This is a genomic window from Shewanella sp. KT0246 (assembly GCF_019654955.1).
Taxonomy (GTDB): Bacteria; Pseudomonadota; Gammaproteobacteria; order Enterobacterales; family Shewanellaceae; genus Shewanella; species Shewanella goraebulensis.
This window is the reverse complement of record NZ_BPEV01000056.1, coordinates 1-20,162: the sequence shown is the minus strand read 5'-3', so window position 1 is coordinate 20,162 and position 20,162 is coordinate 1. Positions and strand designations below refer to the sequence as shown.

General features: G+C 39.7%; 17 protein-coding genes and 3 tRNA genes. 7 read left to right on the top strand and 13 right to left on the bottom strand.

The features are described 5' to 3' along the window. The 3 genes from K5Q58_RS19295 to K5Q58_RS19285 all read left to right on the top strand — a co-directional run. On the top strand, positions 1-1,081 hold a 1,081-nt coding region (locus tag K5Q58_RS19295; protein WP_308443256.1), incomplete at its 5' end, for a porin. Between the two features lie 175 nt (positions 1,082-1,256). Continuing rightward, positions 1,257-2,132: a LysR family transcriptional regulator gene (locus K5Q58_RS19290; RefSeq protein ID WP_220755482.1), complete on the top strand. Its 876-nt coding sequence runs from the start codon at positions 1,257-1,259 to the stop codon at positions 2,130-2,132. A 37-nt stretch (positions 2,133-2,169) separates the two neighbouring features. Beyond that, a complete protein-coding gene (locus tag K5Q58_RS19285) occupies positions 2,170-3,402 on the top strand; it encodes a DUF819 domain-containing protein (protein WP_220755481.1) in 1,233 nt (410 codons plus the stop codon). 14 nt (positions 3,403-3,416) lie between these two features. Here the strand turns inward: K5Q58_RS19285 and K5Q58_RS19280 are convergent, their stop codons facing one another. The 11 genes from K5Q58_RS19280 to K5Q58_RS19230 form a co-directional block, all read right to left on the bottom strand. After that, a complete protein-coding gene (locus K5Q58_RS19280; protein ID WP_220755480.1) occupies positions 3,417-4,340 on the bottom strand; it encodes a GyrI-like domain-containing protein in 924 nt (307 codons plus the stop codon). A 124-nt stretch (positions 4,341-4,464) separates the two neighbouring features. Continuing rightward, positions 4,465-5,055, bottom strand: coding sequence for an HAD-IB family hydrolase (locus tag K5Q58_RS19275; protein ID WP_220755479.1), 591 nt, complete (start codon positions 5,053-5,055; stop codon positions 4,465-4,467). Between the two features lie 113 nt (positions 5,056-5,168). After that, the gene (locus tag K5Q58_RS19270; protein ID WP_220755478.1) at positions 5,169-7,040 is read right to left on the bottom strand and encodes a SurA N-terminal domain-containing protein; all 1,872 of its coding nucleotides are present in this window, start codon (positions 7,038-7,040) and stop codon (positions 5,169-5,171) included. 221 nt (positions 7,041-7,261) lie between these two features. Beyond that, entirely contained in the window at positions 7,262-7,534 is a 273-nt protein-coding gene (locus K5Q58_RS19265) for an HU family DNA-binding protein (protein ID WP_055023877.1), read from the bottom strand. A gap of 266 nt (positions 7,535-7,800) precedes the next feature. Then, entirely contained in the window at positions 7,801-10,152 is a 2,352-nt protein-coding gene (gene lon, locus K5Q58_RS19260; RefSeq protein WP_220755477.1) for an endopeptidase La, read from the bottom strand. A gap of 130 nt (positions 10,153-10,282) precedes the next feature. Then, the gene (clpX, locus tag K5Q58_RS19255) at positions 10,283-11,563 is read right to left on the bottom strand and encodes an ATP-dependent protease ATP-binding subunit ClpX (protein ID WP_220755476.1); all 1,281 of its coding nucleotides are present in this window, start codon (positions 11,561-11,563) and stop codon (positions 10,283-10,285) included. A gap of 129 nt (positions 11,564-11,692) precedes the next feature. Beyond that, the gene (gene clpP / locus K5Q58_RS19250; RefSeq protein ID WP_153916032.1) at positions 11,693-12,304 is read right to left on the bottom strand and encodes an ATP-dependent Clp endopeptidase proteolytic subunit ClpP; all 612 of its coding nucleotides are present in this window, start codon (positions 12,302-12,304) and stop codon (positions 11,693-11,695) included. Between the two features lie 88 nt (positions 12,305-12,392). Beyond that, positions 12,393-13,697 carry a trigger factor gene (gene tig / locus K5Q58_RS19245; protein WP_220755475.1) on the bottom strand — a complete coding sequence of 435 codons (1,305 nt, stop codon included), beginning with the start codon at positions 13,695-13,697 and terminating at the stop codon, positions 12,393-12,395. A 284-nt stretch (positions 13,698-13,981) separates the two neighbouring features. Next, positions 13,982-14,057 (bottom strand) — tRNA-His (locus tag K5Q58_RS19240). Positions 14,058-14,064: 7 nt separating this feature from the next. Continuing rightward, positions 14,065-14,141 (bottom strand) — tRNA-Arg (locus tag K5Q58_RS19235). A gap of 108 nt (positions 14,142-14,249) precedes the next feature. Next, positions 14,250-14,326, bottom strand: a tRNA-Pro gene (locus K5Q58_RS19230). A 254-nt stretch (positions 14,327-14,580) separates the two neighbouring features. Here K5Q58_RS19230 and folD point away from each other — a divergent pair. Further along, positions 14,581-15,435, top strand: coding sequence for a bifunctional methylenetetrahydrofolate dehydrogenase/methenyltetrahydrofolate cyclohydrolase FolD (gene folD / locus K5Q58_RS19225; protein WP_220755474.1), 855 nt, complete (start codon positions 14,581-14,583; stop codon positions 15,433-15,435). A gap of 182 nt (positions 15,436-15,617) precedes the next feature. Here folD and cysS read toward each other — a convergent pair whose 3' ends face one another. After that, positions 15,618-17,000 (bottom strand): cysteine--tRNA ligase, encoded by a 1,383-nt coding sequence (cysS, locus tag K5Q58_RS19220; protein ID WP_220755473.1) that lies wholly within the window; start codon positions 16,998-17,000, stop codon positions 15,618-15,620. A 142-nt stretch (positions 17,001-17,142) separates the two neighbouring features. Between cysS and K5Q58_RS19215 the strand changes: the two genes are divergently transcribed. Next, positions 17,143-17,637 (top strand): peptidylprolyl isomerase, encoded by a 495-nt coding sequence (locus K5Q58_RS19215; RefSeq protein WP_220755472.1) that lies wholly within the window; start codon positions 17,143-17,145, stop codon positions 17,635-17,637. Positions 17,638-17,643: 6 nt separating this feature from the next. Then, positions 17,644-18,366: a UDP-2,3-diacylglucosamine diphosphatase gene (locus K5Q58_RS19210; protein ID WP_220755471.1), complete on the top strand. Its 723-nt coding sequence runs from the start codon at positions 17,644-17,646 to the stop codon at positions 18,364-18,366. Between the two features lie 106 nt (positions 18,367-18,472). On the opposite strand, the gene miaE is transcribed toward K5Q58_RS19210, so the two are convergent. Then, positions 18,473-19,225: a tRNA isopentenyl-2-thiomethyl-A-37 hydroxylase MiaE gene (gene miaE / locus K5Q58_RS19205; RefSeq protein ID WP_220755470.1), complete on the bottom strand. Its 753-nt coding sequence runs from the start codon at positions 19,223-19,225 to the stop codon at positions 18,473-18,475. Positions 19,226-19,551: 326 nt separating this feature from the next. On the opposite strand from miaE, the gene K5Q58_RS19200 reads away from it, so the two are divergent. Next, complete coding sequence (locus tag K5Q58_RS19200) at positions 19,552-20,148, top strand: Yip1 family protein (RefSeq protein WP_220755469.1); 597 nt, start codon at positions 19,552-19,554, stop codon at positions 20,146-20,148. Positions 20,149-20,162 lie beyond the last annotated feature (14 nt).

The window sequence follows — 20,162 nt, the reverse complement described above, 5'->3', positions numbered from 1 at the left end:
AAACATGGGATTGAACATGAAAAAAACATTACTTTCTTTAACTGTGATTGCGCTCCTTTCAGCCAACTCACACTCAGTATTAGCAGAGTCACCGCAATTTTATGGCCGTTTAGAAATGGCTGTAACGAATTCAGACAATGGCTCTACTACTCAGAATGGTAAGTCTGGCACCGTATTAGAAAATAACTTTTCAAGACTAGGTCTTCACGGAAGTGAAACAATTGCTAAAAATATTGATGTGCTTTACCGAGTCGAAGTACAAGTTAATTCTGCAACAAACGAAGGCAGTGATGACGTCTTTAAACCAAGAAATACCTACTTAGGATTAAAAACTCAGGCGGGTACGGTTTTAGTAGGCCGTAATGACACCGTAATGAAAACCTCTAAGGGTACAGCTGAAGCGTTTGCTTTAACTAACGCAGCTTATAATCGTATGATTGCTGGTCAAGTCCGTAAAGGTGATGGCTTCACTTATTACTCGCCTAAATTTGCCGATTTAATTACCTTAAACGCCACCTACTTGATTGATGATAATTACGCTGAATACGACGACGATGGTATACGTACTGATTATGACGAAAAGCAATATGCTGTCAGCATTATTGCGGGTGATAAAAAACTAAAGAAACAATCTTATTACCTCGCTGCAGCATATAACACAATCGGTGGAGTAGATGCCTATCGCGGTGTGGCTCAAGTAAAAATTGGCAGCCTTAAACTAGGCGGTTTATTTCAAAATACAGAAAGTCAGGAATACAGTTACAAGGAAGGTAACTCTTATTTTCTAAGTGCTGTTTATAATTTAAATGGCGTTAATTTAAAAGCTGAAATTGGCAAAGATGAAGCTGGCTTTGGTAAATATTTTAAAAATAGTGCAGCTTCCTCGAGTGAATACAACCGCGCAACTGATGTCGACATTACTTCATTTGTGATTGGTGCAGATTACCGCATTTCAAAGTCCACTAAAGTATTTGCGCATTATGCTAAATATGAAGGCGAATATAGAGTTGAAAATGCTGGTCCTGTGATCGATTTAGATGAAGATAATATTTTCAGCGTAGGGGTTCGATACGACTTTTAAGCAGTTAACGGGTGTTAGTGATTATCAATATCGCTAACACCTACTTTGCAAGGTTAAAACTTTTATAAAAAACATGAGCAGCGTTCCAAAAAATACAACCTAAACAATGATTTTAACGTTGTTTATTCATATTTAGCTATAATCTCATACATCATTTTTAAAGTAACCTTACCTAATGAAAATCACGCTTAAACAACTGACTATTTTTAAAGCGATACATGACAATGGACAGATATCCAAAGCTGCACAGCAGCTTCATATGTCGACTCCAGCGGTCAGTATGGCACTAAAGGAATTGGAAAGTTCTTTAGGTACACGATTATTTGAGCGCAGCAGCAATGGATTATCCATTAATGATAACGGCGAAGTCATTCTTCCTTATGCAAATGAAATGCTGTCGAAAGGGACTCAGTTGGAACAGATGTTTGCCGAACGAAATGCTGTAGGTGGCACCATAAAAATTGGCAGTAGTAAAACGGCTGGAAACTATATTTTATCTCGTAAAATTCCGCAGTTTAAAAAGCTACACCCGTTAGTTGATATAAAACTTGTGATTAATAACAGTTTAACCATTGAAAAAATGGTTTCTGAGAAAGAGTTAGATTTAGGCTTTGTGGATGCAAAACCGGGGCTCAACAACTTACAATATGACCAATGGATTAAGGATAAAATTTGTCTGGTAACGAGTTGTGATAACCCAATACTCGAAGAAACTATTACACCTAAGCTTCTGTCTGAGCAATTATGGGTAATGGATTCGACCTTGTCAGTGTCAAGGCTACGTAATACTCAGTTATTAAGAAGTGCTAAAATCACTATCAATAACGAGTTATCAATGAATACCATGGGCGCGATTAAACGCGCAATTGGAACTGGGATTGGTGTTAGTGTCTTGCCTTATCTTGCCGTTAAAGAAGAAATACGACGAGGTGAAATTGTAGAATTACAATTGCCTGGTTGGGATTTTAATCGTAATTATTGGTCCATCAGGCGAAATGATGAATCACTATCCTCATTATTAGAAGAGTTCATGCGTTTCTGTAACGCATAGCGACATTCTTAAAATACATTAAGGTAGCCAGAAAGTAATGATCAATCAAGATCCTGTCATATTTGGCTTACTTAGCACCATAATTGGTTTGGTTTTTTATACCAGTCAATCATCTCATCCGCTGCTAAAACAAATATACCGTTTTGTGCCAGTTATGGTCATGTGCTACGTGCTGCCCTCACTATTAAATACATTCAATATTGTTGATGCTAGTAATAGTGAATTAAACACCATCACTTCAAAATATTTAATGCCCGCTTGCTTAACATTGTTAATTATTAGCGTGGATATTAAATCGATACTGTTACTGGGACCTAAAATAATAATCTTATTTTTACTCGGTAGTATTGGCGTTATTATTGGCGGACCACTCACACTATTACTTTTCTCAAAGATCATTCCTGAAAGTATTAACTGGCTGGGCGCCGATGCAACTTGGAAAGGGATGGCAACATTGGCCGGCAACTGGGTAGGCGGCACAGCTAACCAAATTGCGATGAAAGAAATCTACCAAGTTGAAGAAAACCTTTTCGCGATTATGATTTCAGTTAACGTTATCTATTCAGCAATATGGATGTCATTTTTATTGATTTGCGCTAACAACGCCGCTTTTATTGATAAAAAAATCAATGCTGACACCAGTCAGTTTAATCAGCTGATAACCATTACAGAAAAGCGAGTAACCGCTAACCAAGCTAAGCCAACCCTTAATGATTATATGATGATGTTTGCCGTGGCCTTTGGTGTCACAGGGTTTGCACATTGGGGTGCTGATATTCTGGCCCCTTTTTTTGCTGATAATTACCCCCAAACAGAGAAATACAGTTTTACATCTCATTTTTTTTGGATAGTGATCATTGTGACAACTGTTAGCATTGTGCTTTCAAACACAAAGGTTAGAGAACTTGAAACTGTTGGAGCGTCAAAAGTCTCCACCATTATGTTGTACTGCTTGATTGCGAATATGGGACTTCAAATGGATCTGACCATGATCGATGATTTCCCAATTTATTTCGCTATCGGGTTTGTTTGGTTAACCATTCACGCGATGGTTGTGATCATTGCAGGTTTGCTAATGAGAGCACCAGTCGCTTATATGGCGTTAGCAAGCCAATGCTGTATTGGTGGGGCTGCATCTTCACCTGTTGTCGCGATGGCATTTCATCGCTCATTAGCACCAGTTGCTATCTTATTTTCAGTGTTTGGCTATGCTTGGGCGACTTATATGGCATGGATCTGTGCTGAATTGATGCGAGTGACTGCGCAATAAAAGTGCGCTTAGGTTCACTCTTTGTACAAGGGTAAATACACTCTCGTTTGACTCTGATTTGAATTATTTATTTTTAACTTCTCAAAGATTAACGGCATCGTATTTAATTGAGTATTATTAATTTTGCTGTTTTCAACTAACCAAGTGCCATATAAATATTTTATTTTTTTATTTAGTGCTTCATCAGAGCCTGAATGCAAAAACGAAGCGTAGCTCCCCTTTGGTATACTTGTTTCTTTAAAATATTCTGAGGATTCAATAGCGGCTATTAAAGAAGCTTTCTGTTGTGCATTGACGCTAACAGCGATATCAATTTTGTAATTTGATGCTGATGAGTGGATCTGTTCGTATTCAACTCCCTCTGGATAAGTCTGATAAATAAAATTGAAAGTTTGGCTTTTTTCAGGCGACAGATTATGCGTTTGCCTAAATGCACGCATTGCTTGAATTGTTTGCGGTAAATACTCTGCTAATGTGCGATGCTCAATAATAATTAACGGAACTTCTTCGAGCTCTACGACTTCAATATTCACCTCAAAAGCTGATAATTGATCATGCCCCTCTGACAACGTTTTTAACGGTTGTTGTTTTTGAAAAAAGTTACCCCAATCAGGAGCGAGCTGAAATTGTTTTGGGCTTTGACCAATACTTCTGGTAAATGCGTGCTCAAAAGCTTTTTCAGAGCTAAAACCAACAGCTTGAGCTACAACACTAATCGCAACACTTTTATCAAAACCAAGTTGTTGAGCTGCCTCTAGATGACGTAATAAATCAATGTATTCATTAAGCTTGGTATGAAATAAGCTCTGAAAAATAAATTCAAAATGATACTCAGGGATCTGTGCAAGCCTAGCTAACGTTTCAATATCTAAACTCGACGATAAATTATTGTCAATATGAGTTAATACACGCTCAAAGCGTTGGGTTATATTCTCCACACCTTTCCCTTTCTCTTTGCATTAGTTAGGCTTCTTTATCTTTGCCAATACAATAAATAATTAAGAAGTTATCTATCATTTTGAAACCACATTTGTAACTACAGCTTTAACTACTGATAGCTCCTCAGCTTACTTTTCCCCAACAAAAATAAGCTTCATCAGCCAATGCTATTAATTGCGAATCTTCTTCGGTATCACCATAGGCATAGACTTTGTCAAAATCATTTAACAAATGTTTTTGTTCAACCCTTTGTGCTTTTACTTCAGCACTGCAGTCACCACCTAAATAACGACCTGTTAAACGGCCTTTTTGTATTTCTAGATTGGCACAAATTAATTGATACCCATGTTGTTCACACCAAGGAATTAAATAAGCATCCAACGACGCCGATACAATAACGATTAAATCACCCTGCTTTTTATGCCATTCTAACCGCTTTTTGGCTTCTGCTCTCATCACAGAATCTAATGTTAAAGCATACTCTTTTCCTTGAGCAAACACTTCGTCAGGTTGTCGGTTCCAGAAACCCAAACGAGTAATAACCGTTCTAATTTTAGAGGCGCCAATCAACTTAAACTTATAAAGTATGATGAAGGGTAATAAAAAAGGATAACAGACGATAATTCGCCATCTAGGCACACTCAAATATATAAATGGGGTGTATGTGTCAATTTCCGTGATGGTGCCATCAAAGTCAAAAAGCGCAATATTCATGAAGTTCCTTCTACATGATTGGGTTAAACTGATTATTGATTAAACTTTAAAAGTGAAACATAAAAAAGCCAAGGTTCCCCTTGGCTTTTAAATTATATCCCTTGAACTAAGTGTTATTCAGCCACAGGGTACTCAATTTTAGCTTTTGCTTTTAACGCATCAATGATGGCGCGGTAATCTGCTTCGCTAAATTGCGGCGCTAAACGCTCTTTAATGCTGTCAATAATATTGCTATCAATGCCGACCGCAGCGTTCACATTATCAAGTGCAATAACGGCAAAACCATTAGCTAGAGCAGCGGTATCAAATGCAACAGAACCTGATTGTGGTGCTGGCATTTGGAATGCTTTAGTAGTGATAGCTTGGTCGATATCTTGGCTGAAACGAGCTAACTGAACTTTAGTTGCGATAGTCGTTTCAGTGATTTCGTTGCCAGCTTTCATTTCAGCTAAGTATTCGTTGGCTTTTTCGCTTGCTTCGAGGTTAGCTTGTTCTTGCACTAAACGTGCTTCGATACCCGCTTTAACTTCACTTAAAGGTAAAGTACCTGCATCTTGATGCTTAAGTAAACGAATTACGACAACGTGGTTAGGCTCAAGCTCAATCACTTCGCTGTTCATGCCACTTCCGATTACGTCATCAGAAAAAGCTGCGCGGACTAACTCAGGCTTGTTCAAGTTCGCTGGTGCATTGTTACGCGAGAACAGCTGAGTTGTTTGCACTTCCACATCTAATGCTTTAGCCGTTTCGTCCAATGTATCTGGCACTTCGTAACTTGTGTCAGCTAAGACGCTTTGTAAGCTGTAGAACTCATCAACGGCTTTCTTGTTCTTAAGGTCAGCAACAATCTTATCTTGAACTTCATCAAATGGTGCTGCGGCACCTGATTGAACGTCAAGTAACTTAACGATGTGGTAACCGAACTCACTTTTTACAACTTGCGAGTATTCACCTTGGTTAAGCTCAAATAATGCAGTATCAAATTCAGGATCCATTACGCCTTGTTCAAACCAGTCAAGTTGACCGCCTTGCTCAGCACTGAATTGGTCATCTGAATCAGCCTTTGCTACTTCAGCAAAGTCTTCGCCTGCTTGTAATTTAGCTAAACTTGCTTCAGCTTTCGCTTCATCAGCACTGTCATCGCCTGAGGCAAATAAAATATGTGCAGCTAAACGTTTTTCAGGCGTTTGGTACTGTTGCTTATTTTCTTCGTAATATGTACGTGCATCTTCAACTGATGCTTCTATACCCTTAGCAATATTAGCGACGTTAAGTTCTACGTACTCTAAGCTCACCTTTTCTTGATCCATAAATTGCATCAAGTTGCTGTCGTAGTAGTTTTTGATGGCGTCTTCTGACACTGAAGCAGAAGCTAAATAAGGCGTTGAATCAACAACTAAGTAACGAATGTCACGAGTCTGGCCTTGAACTTCAGCTAATTGCTTTGCTTCACCATCTAATACGAATTCAGTGGCGACTAACGATGTTAATAACTGGCGACGAGTCATGTCAGTGCGCATCATATTTCTGAAACTAGTCGTTTGGTAGCCTAACTGACGTAGTACAGCTAAATAACGATCATTATCAAATACGCCATCCGTTTGGAAAGCAGGTTCATTAACAATCGCTTGTCTAATTTGGTCATCAGAAACACGTAAGCCTAAATCTTCTGCTGCTTGAGTCATTAACTTGTCAGCAATCAGGCGGTCTAATACATTTTGCTTGATACCATTCATGTAGTTATCATCAGCAGATAATGCATCAAACATTTCACCTAGTTGTTGTTCTAAGCGGCCACGTTCGTTTTGATAAGCTTGTTCTAGTTCATTTGCAGTAATCTCGTCACCGTTAACTACAGCGACAGCAACTTCAGTTGAAGTTCCTAGGTAACTACTTACACCTGCAAATGCGAACGAAAGAATCACTAGCACTAAAATACTTTTAGCAATAACGCCTTGTGAACCTTCGCGAATTTTTTCTAACATCTGAATTCTCGCTTGTTGCGATTAAAAAAATAAAAAGGCGCACCACTTGGGGATGCGCCTTCTTGTAATTTATGTGGAGTTATCAGACGCTACCTCGGGTATGACCCAATTCCTCCGAATATCAAAACTAACTAAGTTTTTTCTGATATTTCTTTCGCAAAAAGCACTGTCAAAACAGTGCTTTCTACAAATGCCTTACAAAAGGCAACGATATTAACTATTTAGTTAACAGCGTCTTTTAGAGCTTTACCAGCTTTGAATGCTGGAATGTTTGCTGCTGCAATTTTGATTTCCGCACCAGTTTGTGGGTTACGGCCAGTACGTTCTGCACGTTGACGTACTTCAAAAGTACCAAAACCAACTAGAGAAATTTTGTCGCCTTCTTTAAGTGCTTCAGTAACAGCACCAATGAAAGAATCTAATGCACGGCCAGCGCCTGCTTTAGAAATGTCAGCACCAGAAGCGATTTTCTCGATTAGTTCAGATTTGTTCATGTCATCCCCTTGAATGTTTATTTTCGCGCCGCAACCAAATCCGTCTTTAGAGCGGTCTGCGGAGGCTTTTTTGTAATAAGTTTGATACCACACCAAACTTAGTTGGAAAACCAAAAAAAATGTACTTGGATACAGCTCAAAGTCAGTTGCGCCAAGGGTTTGGTGCTAACTGACTCTCCACTTATCTAGGCTACCACAGCTTTCGCGTTTGTTAAGCCCCTTTTTTCACTTTTTTTGGCTTCAAAGCATGTTTTTTTGCTATTTAGCTACTTTTTAACCACTTCAAAGCCCTTTACAGGTCTCTCTAAGGCTAATTCAAGCACTTCATCCACCCACCTAACGGGATGAATTTTAAGATCTGCAATGACATTCGCAGGAATTTCTTCTAAGTCGCGCTCATTTTCTTTAGGAATAAGAACAACTTTTATACCGCCGCGATGCGCCGCAAGTAACTTTTCTTTTAAGCCTCCAATAGGAAGTACTTCGCCACGAAGAGTAATTTCACCCGTCATCGCCACATCACTTTTAACAGGGTTACCAGTTAAACTTGAAACGAGTGCAGTACACATCGCAGCACCTGCCGAAGGACCGTCTTTAGGTGTTGCTCCTTCAGGTACGTGAACGTGAATATCACGTTTCTCGTAAAAGTCAGCATTAATACCTAATTGTTCAGCTCGTGCTCTTACTACAGTCATAGCAGCTTGAATTGACTCTTGCATTACGTCACCCAGCGAACCGGTATAAGCAAGTTTGCCTTTACCTGACACAGATGTGGCTTCAATCGTTAGCAAATCACCGCCAACCTGAGTCCACGCAAGACCTGTCACTTGACCAATTTGGTTATTTGATTCTGCTTTACCGTAATCAAAGCGCTGCACACCTAAGAATGACTTCAAGTTATCTTGATTCACTTCGACAGTCTTAACTGACTTGTCTAAAAGAATCATTTTAACGACTTTACGGCACACTTTAGACAACTCACGTTCTAATGAACGCACACCAGCTTCTCGAGTGTAATAACGGATCATGCCGATGATGGCACTATCGTCGATATTGATTTCTTTAGGCTTAAGACCGTTACGCTCAACTTGCTTAGTCAGCAAATGCTTTTTAGCGATGTTAAGTTTTTCATCTTCGGTATAACCCGATAAACGAATCACTTCCATACGATCTAATAACGGTCCTGGAATATCCATTGAATTCGATGTAGCCACAAACATTACATCAGATAAGTCGTAATCTACTTCTAAGTAATGGTCGTTAAATGCTGCATTTTGCTCAGGATCAAGCACTTCAAGTAATGCTGACGAGGGGTCGCCACGCATATCTGAGCTCATCTTATCGATTTCATCTAATAAGAATAATGGGTTTTTAACACCCACTTTAGCCATTTTTTGAATCACTTTACCTGGCATTGAGCCAATGTAAGTACGACGATGTCCACGGATTTCCGCTTCATCACGTACGCCACCTAAGGCAACACGAACATACTTACGACCTGTTGCTTTAGCAATAGACTGACCCAGTGAAGTTTTACCTACACCTGGTGGTCCAACTAAACACAGGATTGGGCCTTTAAGCTGCTTAACACGGCTTTGAACTGCTAGGTACTCAAGAATACGCTCTTTAACTTTTTCTAAACCATGGTGGTCTGTATCTAAAATTTCTTCAGCCTTAGATAAGTCACGCTTAATTTTAGAACGTTGGCTCCAAGGCACTGACGTCATCCAATCAACATAGCTTCTCACCACTGTCGCTTCTGCAGACATTGGTGACATCATTTTTAACTTATTAAGCTCAGCCTCTGCTTTTTCTTTTGCTTCAGCAGGCATTTTAGCTTCTTCGATCTTACGACCTAAGACTTCAAATTCATCTTGGCTTTCGTCAAGGTCGCCGAGCTCTTTTTGAATGGCTTTCATTTGCTCATTCAAATAATACTCGCGCTGGCTTTTTTCCATCTGTTTCTTAACGCGGCCACGAATACGTTTCTCAACTTGTAATAAGTCAATCTCGCCTTCCATCATCGCCATTAAATATTCAAGACGTTCGCCAACGTTGATCATTTCAAGTACTGACTGTTTATCTTCTAACTTAAGCGGCATATGAGCAGCCATAGTGTCAGCAAGACGTGCAGCTTCTTCAATACCGGTCAATGAAGTCAGTACTTCTGGTGGGATTTTTTTGTTTAACTTGATGTAACCTTCAAACTGGCTGATAGCGCTACGTACAAGCACCTCTTCTTCTTTTTCAGCAAGTTGTTCAGATTCTAGGTATTGCGCTGTGGCAACGAAGAATTCTTCTTCTTGGGTGTATTTATCAACTTTTGCACGCTGACCACCTTCAACTAATACTTTAACAGTGCCGTCAGGCAATTTAAGTAATTGTAAAATTGACGCTACAGTACCAATTTCGAAAATATCATCTTTTGTTGGTTCGTCTAAATCAGCTTCTTTCTGTGCGACCAATAAAATTTGTTTATCTTGTTCCATTGCCGATTCTAAACATCGAATTGATTTCTCTCGTCCGACGAATAACGGAATTACCATATGGGGATAAACCACTACATCTCGAAGTGGCAGCACGGGGAGTTCGATATGCGCTTCACGCTCTTGGGTCATAGTTCGATTCCGTTTGATGAATGGATTTTATAATCAGTATATTGGGATGTTTCTTGAAGTTTCAATGCTTAATACGAAAAAAGGAGCCCGATGGACTCCTTATTTTTCATAAACTGCTAAAAGCGGCTATTTATTGTTCGCCACCAGCCACTTGGCTGTCAGTGTTTTCATAAATCAAGATAGGTGCAGACTCACCTTTCACAACTGATTCATCAACAACGGCTTTTATTACACCTTCTACTGAAGGAATGTCATACATAGTATCTAATAAGATATCTTCGATGATAGAACGTAAGCCACGAGCACCTGTTTTACGCGTCATAGCTTTATGAGCAATGGCTTTAAGTGCATCTTCACGGAACTCAAGTTCAACCTCTTCCATCTCAAACAACGCACCATACTGTTTAGTCAGTGCATTTTTAGGTTGAGATAAAATTTGTACCAATGCAGATTCATCTAACTCTGTTAGCGTCGCAACAACTGGTAAACGGCCGATAAATTCAGGGATCAAACCAAATTTAATTAAATCTTCTGGTTCAACTTTACCTAACGTTTGTGAAATCGTGGTCTTATCAGCTTCGCCTTTGACTTCAGCACCAAAACCAATTCCAGTACCTGTTAGCCCACGTTGCTCAATGACTTTCTCAAGTCCAGCAAACGCACCGCCACAGATGAATAAGATTTTAGAGGTATCAACCTGTAAAAACTCTTGCTGCGGATGCTTACGACCACCTTGCGGTGGAACTGAAGCAACAGTACCTTCAATCAATTTTAGCAGTGCCTGCTGAACACCTTCACCAGACACATCACGTGTAATTGAAGGGTTATCAGATTTACGGCTAATTTTATCGATTTCATCAATATAAACGATACCACGTTCAGCTTTCTCAACGTCATAGTCACATTTCTGAAGTAGTTTTTGAATGATGTTTTCAACATCTTCACCAACATAACCAGCTTCAGTTAATGTTGTCGCATCAGCCATAGTAAATGGCACATCTAAAGAACGCGCTAGTGTTTCAGCCAATAACGTTTTACCACTACCGGTTGGACCGATAAGCAAAATGTTACTTTTACCTAATTCAACACCTTCAATCGGTGTGCCATTACGCAAACGTTTATAGTGGTTATATACCGCCACCGACAAGACTTTTTTAGCCTGATTTTGACCAATAACATAATCATCGAGATGAGTACGCAATTCGTGCGGCGTCGGTAACTTATCATGATCGCGCTTAGGCGATATTTCTTTAATTTCTTCGCGAATGATGTCATTACAAAGCTCGACACACTCGTCACAAACATATACTGAAGGTCCAGCGATTAGCTTTCTAACTTCATGTTGGCTTTTTCCGCAAAAAGAGCAGTACAGTAGTTTGCCACTGTCACCGGTACTTTTATTATCGCCCATTACCCTACCTCTGTTGCAGCCTGTTCACTGTTTTCAAAAAACCATCTGTGCATTTATTCACCTACACAGGAACAGTCAAATATTTTTTATACGCTATTCATCACAGAATAGCGTACTCAGGCCTAAAGATCAGCTACGCTTTTCAAAAACTGAATCAACTAAACCATAATCAGCAGCTTCTTGCGCACTCATAAAGTTATCACGGTCAGTATCACGCTCGATAACATCTAATGGCTGGCCAGTATGTTCAGCTAACATTTCATTCAATTTATTCTTAATGCCTAAGATTTCTTGAGCATGAATAGCAATGTCAGATGCTTGTCCTTGGAACCCACCTAGTGGCTGATGGATCATCACACGTGAATTAGGTAGACAATGACGTTTTCCTTCAGCACCACCTGCTAATAAGAATGCACCCATGCTACAAGCTTGGCCAATACATACCGTGCTTACATTAGGCTTAATGAATTGCATCGTGTCGTAAATTGCCATACCAGCAGTAACAGAACCACCAGGTGAATTGATATAAATTGAGATATCTTTATCTGGGCTTTCTGATTCTAGGAACAATAATTGCGCCACGATCAAATTAGCCATGTGTTCTTCCACTTGGCCAACCAAGAAAATTACTCGCTCTTTTAATAAACGAGAGTAAATATCATATGAACGCTCACCTTTAGCCGTTTGTTCAACAACCATAGGTACAAGAGCATTGAGTACAGATTCTGGCGCTTTATGCATTTTATGCTTCCCTAAAATAAAAATGGCTCGTATGAGGAACCTCATACGAGCCATTAAATGGCGATCCGCCAATCAAGTCAAGCGAAGGTTACGCTTTACCTGTTGCCTTGTTCATAAATTCTTCAAAAGCGACTTCTTTTGGAGTAACTTTTGATGATTTTAATAGAACTTCAACAGCTTGCTCTTCAAGCGCTACGTTGCGCATGTTTTGCATAAGCTCTTTGTTGCCATTGTAGTATTCAACAACTTCACTTGGATCTTCATATGCAGAAGCCATTGAAGCAATAAGACCTTGAACACGTTCGTCTTCAGCTTGAAGTTCGTTAGTTTTGATCACTTCACCTAAAAGTAAACCTACTTTAACACGACGCTCAGCTTGTTCAGTGAACAAATCAGCTGGAAGCTCAGGCATGTTTTCAGTTTGGCCACCAAAGCGCTGCATTGCTTGTTGACGAAGAACATTAACTTCACCGTCTACTAACGCTTTAGGGATAGTGATTTCGTTTGCAGATAACAAACCTTCAATAACTTGCTCTTTAACATTTGCTTTAAGCGCTTGTTCAAGTTCACGAGTCATGTTTTTGCGGATTTCAGCTTTAAGTGCTTCTAAACCACCTTCAGCGATACCGAATAAAGAAGCAAACTCATCGTTAACTTCTGGTAATTCTGCAGCTTGAACTTCAGTAAGAGTAATAACGAACTTAGCCGCTTTACCTTTTAAGTTCTCAGCATGGTAATCTTCAGGGAATGTCACTTCGATTTCGAATTCATCACCTGCTTTATGACCAATAACACCAGCTTCGAAGCCAGGGATCATACGGTTGCTACCAAGCTCTAGTTCGAAATCATCAGCTTTTCCGCCTTCGAATTCTTCACCATCAACAGAACCTACGAAGTTCATTTTAGCTTTGTTACCTTCTTCAGCAGCAGTTTCAACTACAGCGAATGTAGCGTGTTGCTTGCGAAGAGTTTCAATCATAGTGTCAACGTCAGCGTCGTTAACTTCAGCTTGTGGCTGCTCAACTTCGATTGCATCTAAACCAGTTAGTTCCACTTCTGGGTAGATTTCGAAAGTCGCTACGAATACGTAGTTTTCGCCTTCAGTTTCGCCTGGTGCGAAAACTGGCGCGCCAGCTGGGTTTAATTTTTCAGCCATGATAGCTTCGATGAAGTTGCGTTGCATAACTTCACCAGTAACATCTTGGCGGATTGCTGCGCCGTAACGTTGGTTGATCACAGATACTGGTACTTTACCTGGACGGAAACCTGAAATCTTTGCACGTTTCGCTTCACGTAATAAGTTGTCTTTAACTAATTTCTCAATTTGTTCAGCAGGAACAGAAATTGTTAGGCGACGTTCTAGGCCTTGAGTTGTTTCAACAGAAACTTGCATTGTTTTACCTCGAAATATGTCTGACGTCCTTTGTAATAGTCGAAACCTCAACTATTAAATATTCGTTTCTTGATTATTAATGTTTTCTAATAAAAGTGCGATACAGCAGCTTTTCAGCGCCATTACCCGTAATAATTCGTATTAGATATTTATCAAGACGCGACATTATAGCGACGGTTTACTGCTGAGTCGAGTGTGAAAACGGGGTTATATGGGGATTTTAGACATAAAAAAAGCGACCTAAGGTCGCTTTCTCTACAATCGTGCATTTTTAATGCAAAATTTGGGGTGACTGATGGGGCTCGAACCCACGACAACCGGAATCACAATCCGGGGCTCTACCAACTGAGCTACAATCACCATAATTTGGTACGCCACTCAGGATTCGAACCTGAGACCCACGCCTTAGAAGGGCGTTGCTCTATCCAGCTGAGCTAGTGGCGCATGGTTTACAAATCTAATCTGAATAACCCGCTGTCACAATCAATTGATTTGGTGTTCAATTAATGTATCAAGCTTATTCGCAAAACATTAGCTTTACAAATATAAAATTGGTCGGTGATAGAGGATTCGAACCTCTGACCCTCTCGTCCCAAACGAGATGCGCTACCGGGCTGCGCTAATCACCGAGATGTCTTCAACAGTTAGTTTTAAGTTAGTACTTAACGGCTTATCTGTGAGAACGGAGCGCATATTAACGAGTCACTTTACTATCGTCAACGATTTTTTTTGCAAACTGGTTCAGCTGCTGTTTTTACAAACAAAAAATTCTGTTTTTAATAAATCGTTTAGCCATTAATCATGACATGCCTATGCCTGACTGGTAGAATACGCCTCGTTTAAAATCATCTCAATCGCGCCATATAAAGGAAACTATACACTCATGACTGCCCAAAATATTGATGGCAAAGCGATAGCTCAATCTATTAGAACCTCATTAAAAGAAAAAGTATTGGCGCGTAAAGCGGCTGGTAAACGTGTTCCAGGTCTAGCAGTGATTCTGGTTGGCGCTGATGCCGCCTCACAAGTATATGTTGGCAGCAAACGCCGAGCATGTGAAGAAGTCGGTTTTGAATCGTATTCATATGACCTTGAAACTACAACAACCGAAGCTGAATTATTAGCACTAATTGATCAATGTAATGAAGACCCAAAAATCGATGGCATCTTAGTACAATTACCTTTACCTGATCATATTGAAGACTCAAAGGTCATCGAGCGCATCAGGCCAGACAAAGATGTCGATGGTTTCCACCCTTATAATGTTGGTAGATTAGCCCAGCGTATCCCTGTACTACGTTCATGCACGCCAAAAGGAATTATTACCCTAATCAAGTCAACAGGTATTGATACCTACGGACTTGATGCCACTATCGTTGGCGCATCTAATATTGTTGGTCGTCCAATGACATTAGAGTTATTGCTAGCAGGCTGTACAACCACAACATGTCATCGCTTTACCAAAAACCTTGAGCAAAAAGTTCGCCAAGCGGATTTGCTGGTTGTCGCTGTGGGTAAACCTGGGTTTATCCCAGGTGATTGGATTAAGCCAGGTGCTATTGTCATTGATGTGGGTATTAACCGCCTTGAGAGTGGTCAACTTGTTGGTGATGTTGAATTTGACGTTGCAGCCGAGAAAGCTGCATTCATTACCCCTGTACCAGGTGGTGTAGGCCCAATGACAATTGCAAGCTTACTTGAAAACACCTTATATGCTGCAGAGCAATACCACGACTAATTAAATCCATTTAGTGATAATAAGCTTCATAAGTATTTAAGCTGATTATCAAGACCAAATGTAATAAAAAAGCCTGCATATTTGCAGGCTTTTTTTTGGATTAAGATAACAACTGAGTAAGCAACATTTTATTACATTGATTTAAAACTCTACTGAGTTATTCAGTCCTGTCTTATCGCTTCTTAAGACTTTTTACGCCAAGTTGTGCCTTCTTCGCCATCTTCTAAGACAACGTTTAACGCATTCAATCTATCGCGAGCTGCATCAGCAGCAGGCCAGTCTTTTTCAGCACGAGCACGATTACGCTCAACGATTAACGCTTCAATTTCTGCGACTTCGTCATCACTGCCTTCACCTTGGAAGAAAGCATCAACATCACGATTGATTAGACCTAAAACATCCGTTAATGATTTAAGGCTGACACCGAGTGCGCTTGCTTGTGCCATATCGATTAGTTTTAAGCGGTTAATCTCACGCACCATTTCGAAAATAACTGAATAAGCTTCTGGCGTATTAAAATCATCATCCATTGCCGTTTTAAACTTAGCAATAAAGGCTTCTGCAGGCGCAGCAGTAACAGATAAGTCTAAGCCTTTTAGTGAGGTATAAATTCTCTCTAGAGCTGATTTAGCTTGCTTCAAATTATCTTCTGAATAATTTAACTGACTACGGTAATGCCCTGATAGCAAGAAATAACGAACAGTTTCAGGATCGTAATGCGCTAATACATCACGAATGGTAAAGAAGTTGCCTAATGATTTAGACATTTTCTCTTTATCGACCATGACCATGCCAGTATGCATCCAGTAGTTCACATATTGTGAGCCGTGTGCACAGCATGATTGTGCAATCTCATTTTCATGATGTGGGAACTGTAAATCGCTACCGCCACCATGAATATCAAAATGCTCGCCTAAATGCTTGCTGTTCATTGCTGAACATTCAATGTGCCAACCAGGACGACCTGGTCCCCATGGCGATTCCCAAGTTGGTTCACCAGGTTTAGACATTTTCCACAAAACGAAATCCATAGGGTCACGTTTGGTGTCTTCTACTTCAACACGCGCGCCAGCTTGAAGTTGTTCAAGGTTTTGACCAGACAAACGACCATATTCAGCGAACGAAGACACACTGAACAGTACATCACCGCTTTCAGATACATAGGCATGATCTTTAGCAATAAGTGTTTGCACCATTTCAATGATTTCTTCGATGTGCAGCGTCGCTCTTGGTTCAAAATCAGGACGCATCATATTTAGTGAGTCAAAATCATTGTGCATTTCGCCAATTAATCGCTCAGTTAATGAATCACAACTTTCTTTATTTTCAGCGGCGCGCTTAATGATTTTATCATCAACGTCAGTGATGTTACGTAGGTAGTTCACGTCAAAACCACTGTAACGTAAATAACGAACAATCATATCGAAAGAAACAAAAGTACGACCATGACCAATGTGACATAAATCATATATGGTGATACCACATACATACATGCCAATCTTGCCTGGGTTAATCGGTTTAAATTCTTGCTTTTCACGACTCATACTATTGTAAATTTTCAACATCGATGGTTCTCTTTTACTCGTTTTGATACCAATATAATTAGATCAAAGTCTATCATGAGCAACACTGTTTTGAACACTGCACTTTAAGCCTCACGTTAGATAAGTTAGAATCGCGCAACAATTTTTTTCTAGGTATTTAAATATGATCACTTTGCACACCAACATGGGCGATATCAAAATTGCTCTTAATGCTGAAAAAGCGCCTCTTACTGTTGAAAACTTCATCAAGTACGTTAAAGACGGTTTCTATGACGGCACCGTTTTTCACCGCGTTATTGACGGGTTTATGGTACAAGGTGGTGGATTTACTGAAGATATGGTTCAGAAAACACCTAACGCAGCTATCAAAAACGAAGCTAACAACGGTTTATCGAACAAAATCGGTACATTAGCAATGGCGCGTACTTCTGATCCACATTCAGCAACGGCGCAATTCTTCATCAACGTTAGCGACAACACTTTCTTAGATCATAAAGCAGAAACCGGTCAAGGCTGGGGTTATTGTGTATTTGCTGAAGTGGTTGAAGGCTTAGACATCGTTGAGAAAATTAAAGGTGTTAGCACGGGTAACCGTGGTATGCATCAAGATGTGCCACTAGAAGCCGTGGTAATCAACAGTGCTAGCATTGCTGAATAAGCTATAGTGCACACTGTATTTATGGGCGATTTGCACTTAAGTGCCGATCGTCCTGATATCTCTCAAGCCTTTATTGACTACCTCAATTCAGATTTATCTGAAGTTGAAGCCATGTACATTATCGGTGATTTGTTTGAAGTGTGGACCAGCGATGATATTGCTGAGCCTTTTACTGATGACATTGCTACACATATCAAACAAGTATCTAAGCGAATGCCAGTTTACTTCATTCATGGCAATCGTGATTTTATGATAGGTAAAGAGTTTGCAGCCAAATCTGGTATGCAGTTATTACCTGAAATCAAAGTACTCGATTTATACGGCATCCAAACTGTAGTACTACACGGTGACAGTTTATGCACCCTAGATAAGTCTTACCAACGCTTCCGCCGCTTTAGAAACTCTGCAATCGTTAAATGGATTTATTGTCACTTACCAAAATCGACTCGACAAAAAATCGCTGCAGATATCAGGCATAAAAGCCAAAGTGGAAATCAAGATAAAAGCTATGTCATCATGGATGTAGAACAGTCTGCCGTTGATGCCTTATTAGATAATACCCATACCCAAAGAATGATCCACGGGCACACTCACCGCCCAGCTATTCATGAATTAGATGATAATAAGCAACGTATTGTTGTTGGTGATTGGTACGATCAAGGTAGCATTTTGATTGTAAAAAAAGACAGTGCTGAATTACAACAACTGCCCTTCTCTGCTAAAAAGTAATCAGCTCTAGTTGCGGATAATTTTTATACCCAGCCAATCAATATACGGACTAAGTCATCATTTATAGTTAGCAATCTCACTCTGATTAAACTTATTGCCTTAAGTATTACACTGGCAAGCCACTATGGAACTTAAAATCTTCGTCAGGAAGTAAAATTAAATCAGCTTCCACCTGCGCAAAAAAAGCGACCCTTTCACTGATGTCCTTACCAGAAATAGACTCTGCAAGTGATAAATAGTCTTGATAATGGCGGGCTTCTGAGCGAAGTAAAGAGATATAAAATTTTTCTAAGTCAGCATCGAGGTGTGGAGCAAGTTTGGCAAAACGCTCACACGATCTTGCTTCAATAAACGCTCCAATAATTAACTTATCAACTAATGCATCAGGCTCAAAAGTCTTAACATGCTTCATCATTCCTTTAGCATAACGCCCAGCTTCTAAAAGTTCATAAGGCACATTCTTCTTATCCATTAGCTCCATAACTTGATAGAAATGATGCAACTCTTCTTTTATCAGTAGCACCATTTTATCAACAAGGTCTTGCCCATAGGGACAATTATCCCTTACGGTGACTTGCTTAGTGATATTACTTTTGCCCTTTAAGCTTGCTAAATCACCCACACGTTTGTAAGCAAACTCTTCATAAGGTTTTACCCACAGCGTAAGTCGTTTCGCACTTTCTTTATCAACTGCATATTTACGAATAAGAAACATGGCGCTTTGGGCGGCTTTAAGTTCACAAAGCAAATGATCTCGTAGAATAATGGATAAATTATCAGAATGACTCGCTTTGTTAATCCAACTATCAGGGGTCTCACACTTTAAAAAACGAAAAATGGGCGCCAATAATTGCTGCATGTGATTTTAAACTTTTGTTAGGGTTTGAACGTATTTTACCTTCGTTGAGGATATTTCTACAGATAAAACACGATTAACCCTTGACGAATCGATGCTTATGTTCAATAAATAGTCTATACATCTTCGTAACAATAGTTGCTAAAGTTGTATTTCAATCTACTTAAATGGATGAACTTCGTAAGGGATGAAGTTACTACTCAATAAATGACTAAAGGATATTGAGTAGATCTGGAGCTGATTAAGTCGATTGATATATGGGACTATGATCAGTTCGTCTGCAGTTTGGCGAGCTAATGTATGAATGCTAAACAAGGATAATAATAACTATGATACTAAATCACTTAATGGGGCTTTACACTCATCCGAAACAAGAGTGGAAAACAATTGAACGCAATCATGAGGCAGTAAAAAGCAGTCTCAGTCATATATTACTCATCGCATTAATTCCTGCAGTATGCAGCTTTATAGCGACAGCCTACATTGGTTGGCATCCAGCAAATGGTGACCCACTATTTTTGACACCACAAAGTGCAATGTTTATGTCGGTAGGGATGTATTTCGGCCTTATCGGTGGTGTGATGGCATTAGCATACTTATCTTTTTGGATGGCAAAAACCTTTGATGCATCACCAACATTTACCCAAGCATTAGAACTTGCCGCATACACTGCGACACCATTATTTATGGTTGGTATTTCGGTACTTTACCCTGTGCTTTGGTTTATTATGTTAGTTGGCCTTGCAGGCTTAGCTTACTCGGTATATTTACTCTATGCAGGTGTTCCAATCATTATGAATATTCCTGAAGAAAAAGGGTTTATCTACGCAAGTTCAGTCGTTACGGCAGGATTAGTTCTGTTAGTCGGCCTAATGGGAAGTAGTGTCATCTTATGGAGCTTAGGTTTTGGCCCTATGATGCAATAAGTATTTTTAAACTA

What these genes read in the sequence shown, in the direction of transcription:
- tig (WP_220755475.1), bottom strand. Translation starts at nt 13,697, where the DNA reads ATGCAAGTTTCTGTTGAAACAACTCAAGGCCTAGAACGTCGCCTAACA.
- folD (WP_220755474.1), top strand. Translation starts at nt 14,581, where the DNA reads ATGACTGCCCAAAATATTGATGGCAAAGCGATAGCTCAATCTATTAGA.
- K5Q58_RS19200 (WP_220755469.1), top strand. Translation starts at nt 19,552, where the DNA reads ATGATACTAAATCACTTAATGGGGCTTTACACTCATCCGAAACAAGAG.
- clpP (WP_153916032.1), bottom strand. Translation starts at nt 12,304, where the DNA reads ATGCATAAAGCGCCAGAATCTGTACTCAATGCTCTTGTACCTATGGTT.
- K5Q58_RS19265 (WP_055023877.1), bottom strand. Translation starts at nt 7,534, where the DNA reads ATGAACAAATCTGAACTAATCGAGAAAATCGCTTCTGGTGCTGACATT.
- clpX (WP_220755476.1), bottom strand. Translation starts at nt 11,563, where the DNA reads ATGGGCGATAATAAAAGTACCGGTGACAGTGGCAAACTACTGTACTGC.
- lon (WP_220755477.1), bottom strand. Translation starts at nt 10,152, where the DNA reads ATGACCCAAGAGCGTGAAGCGCATATCGAACTCCCCGTGCTGCCACTT.
- miaE (WP_220755470.1), bottom strand. Translation starts at nt 19,225, where the DNA reads ATGCAGCAATTATTGGCGCCCATTTTTCGTTTTTTAAAGTGTGAGACC.
- K5Q58_RS19290 (WP_220755482.1), top strand. Translation starts at nt 1,257, where the DNA reads ATGAAAATCACGCTTAAACAACTGACTATTTTTAAAGCGATACATGAC.
- K5Q58_RS19275 (WP_220755479.1), bottom strand. Translation starts at nt 5,055, where the DNA reads ATGAATATTGCGCTTTTTGACTTTGATGGCACCATCACGGAAATTGAC.
- K5Q58_RS19285 (WP_220755481.1), top strand. Translation starts at nt 2,170, where the DNA reads ATGATCAATCAAGATCCTGTCATATTTGGCTTACTTAGCACCATAATT.
- K5Q58_RS19270 (WP_220755478.1), bottom strand. Translation starts at nt 7,040, where the DNA reads ATGTTAGAAAAAATTCGCGAAGGTTCACAAGGCGTTATTGCTAAAAGT.
- K5Q58_RS19215 (WP_220755472.1), top strand. Translation starts at nt 17,143, where the DNA reads ATGATCACTTTGCACACCAACATGGGCGATATCAAAATTGCTCTTAAT.
- cysS (WP_220755473.1), bottom strand. Translation starts at nt 17,000, where the DNA reads ATGTTGAAAATTTACAATAGTATGAGTCGTGAAAAGCAAGAATTTAAA.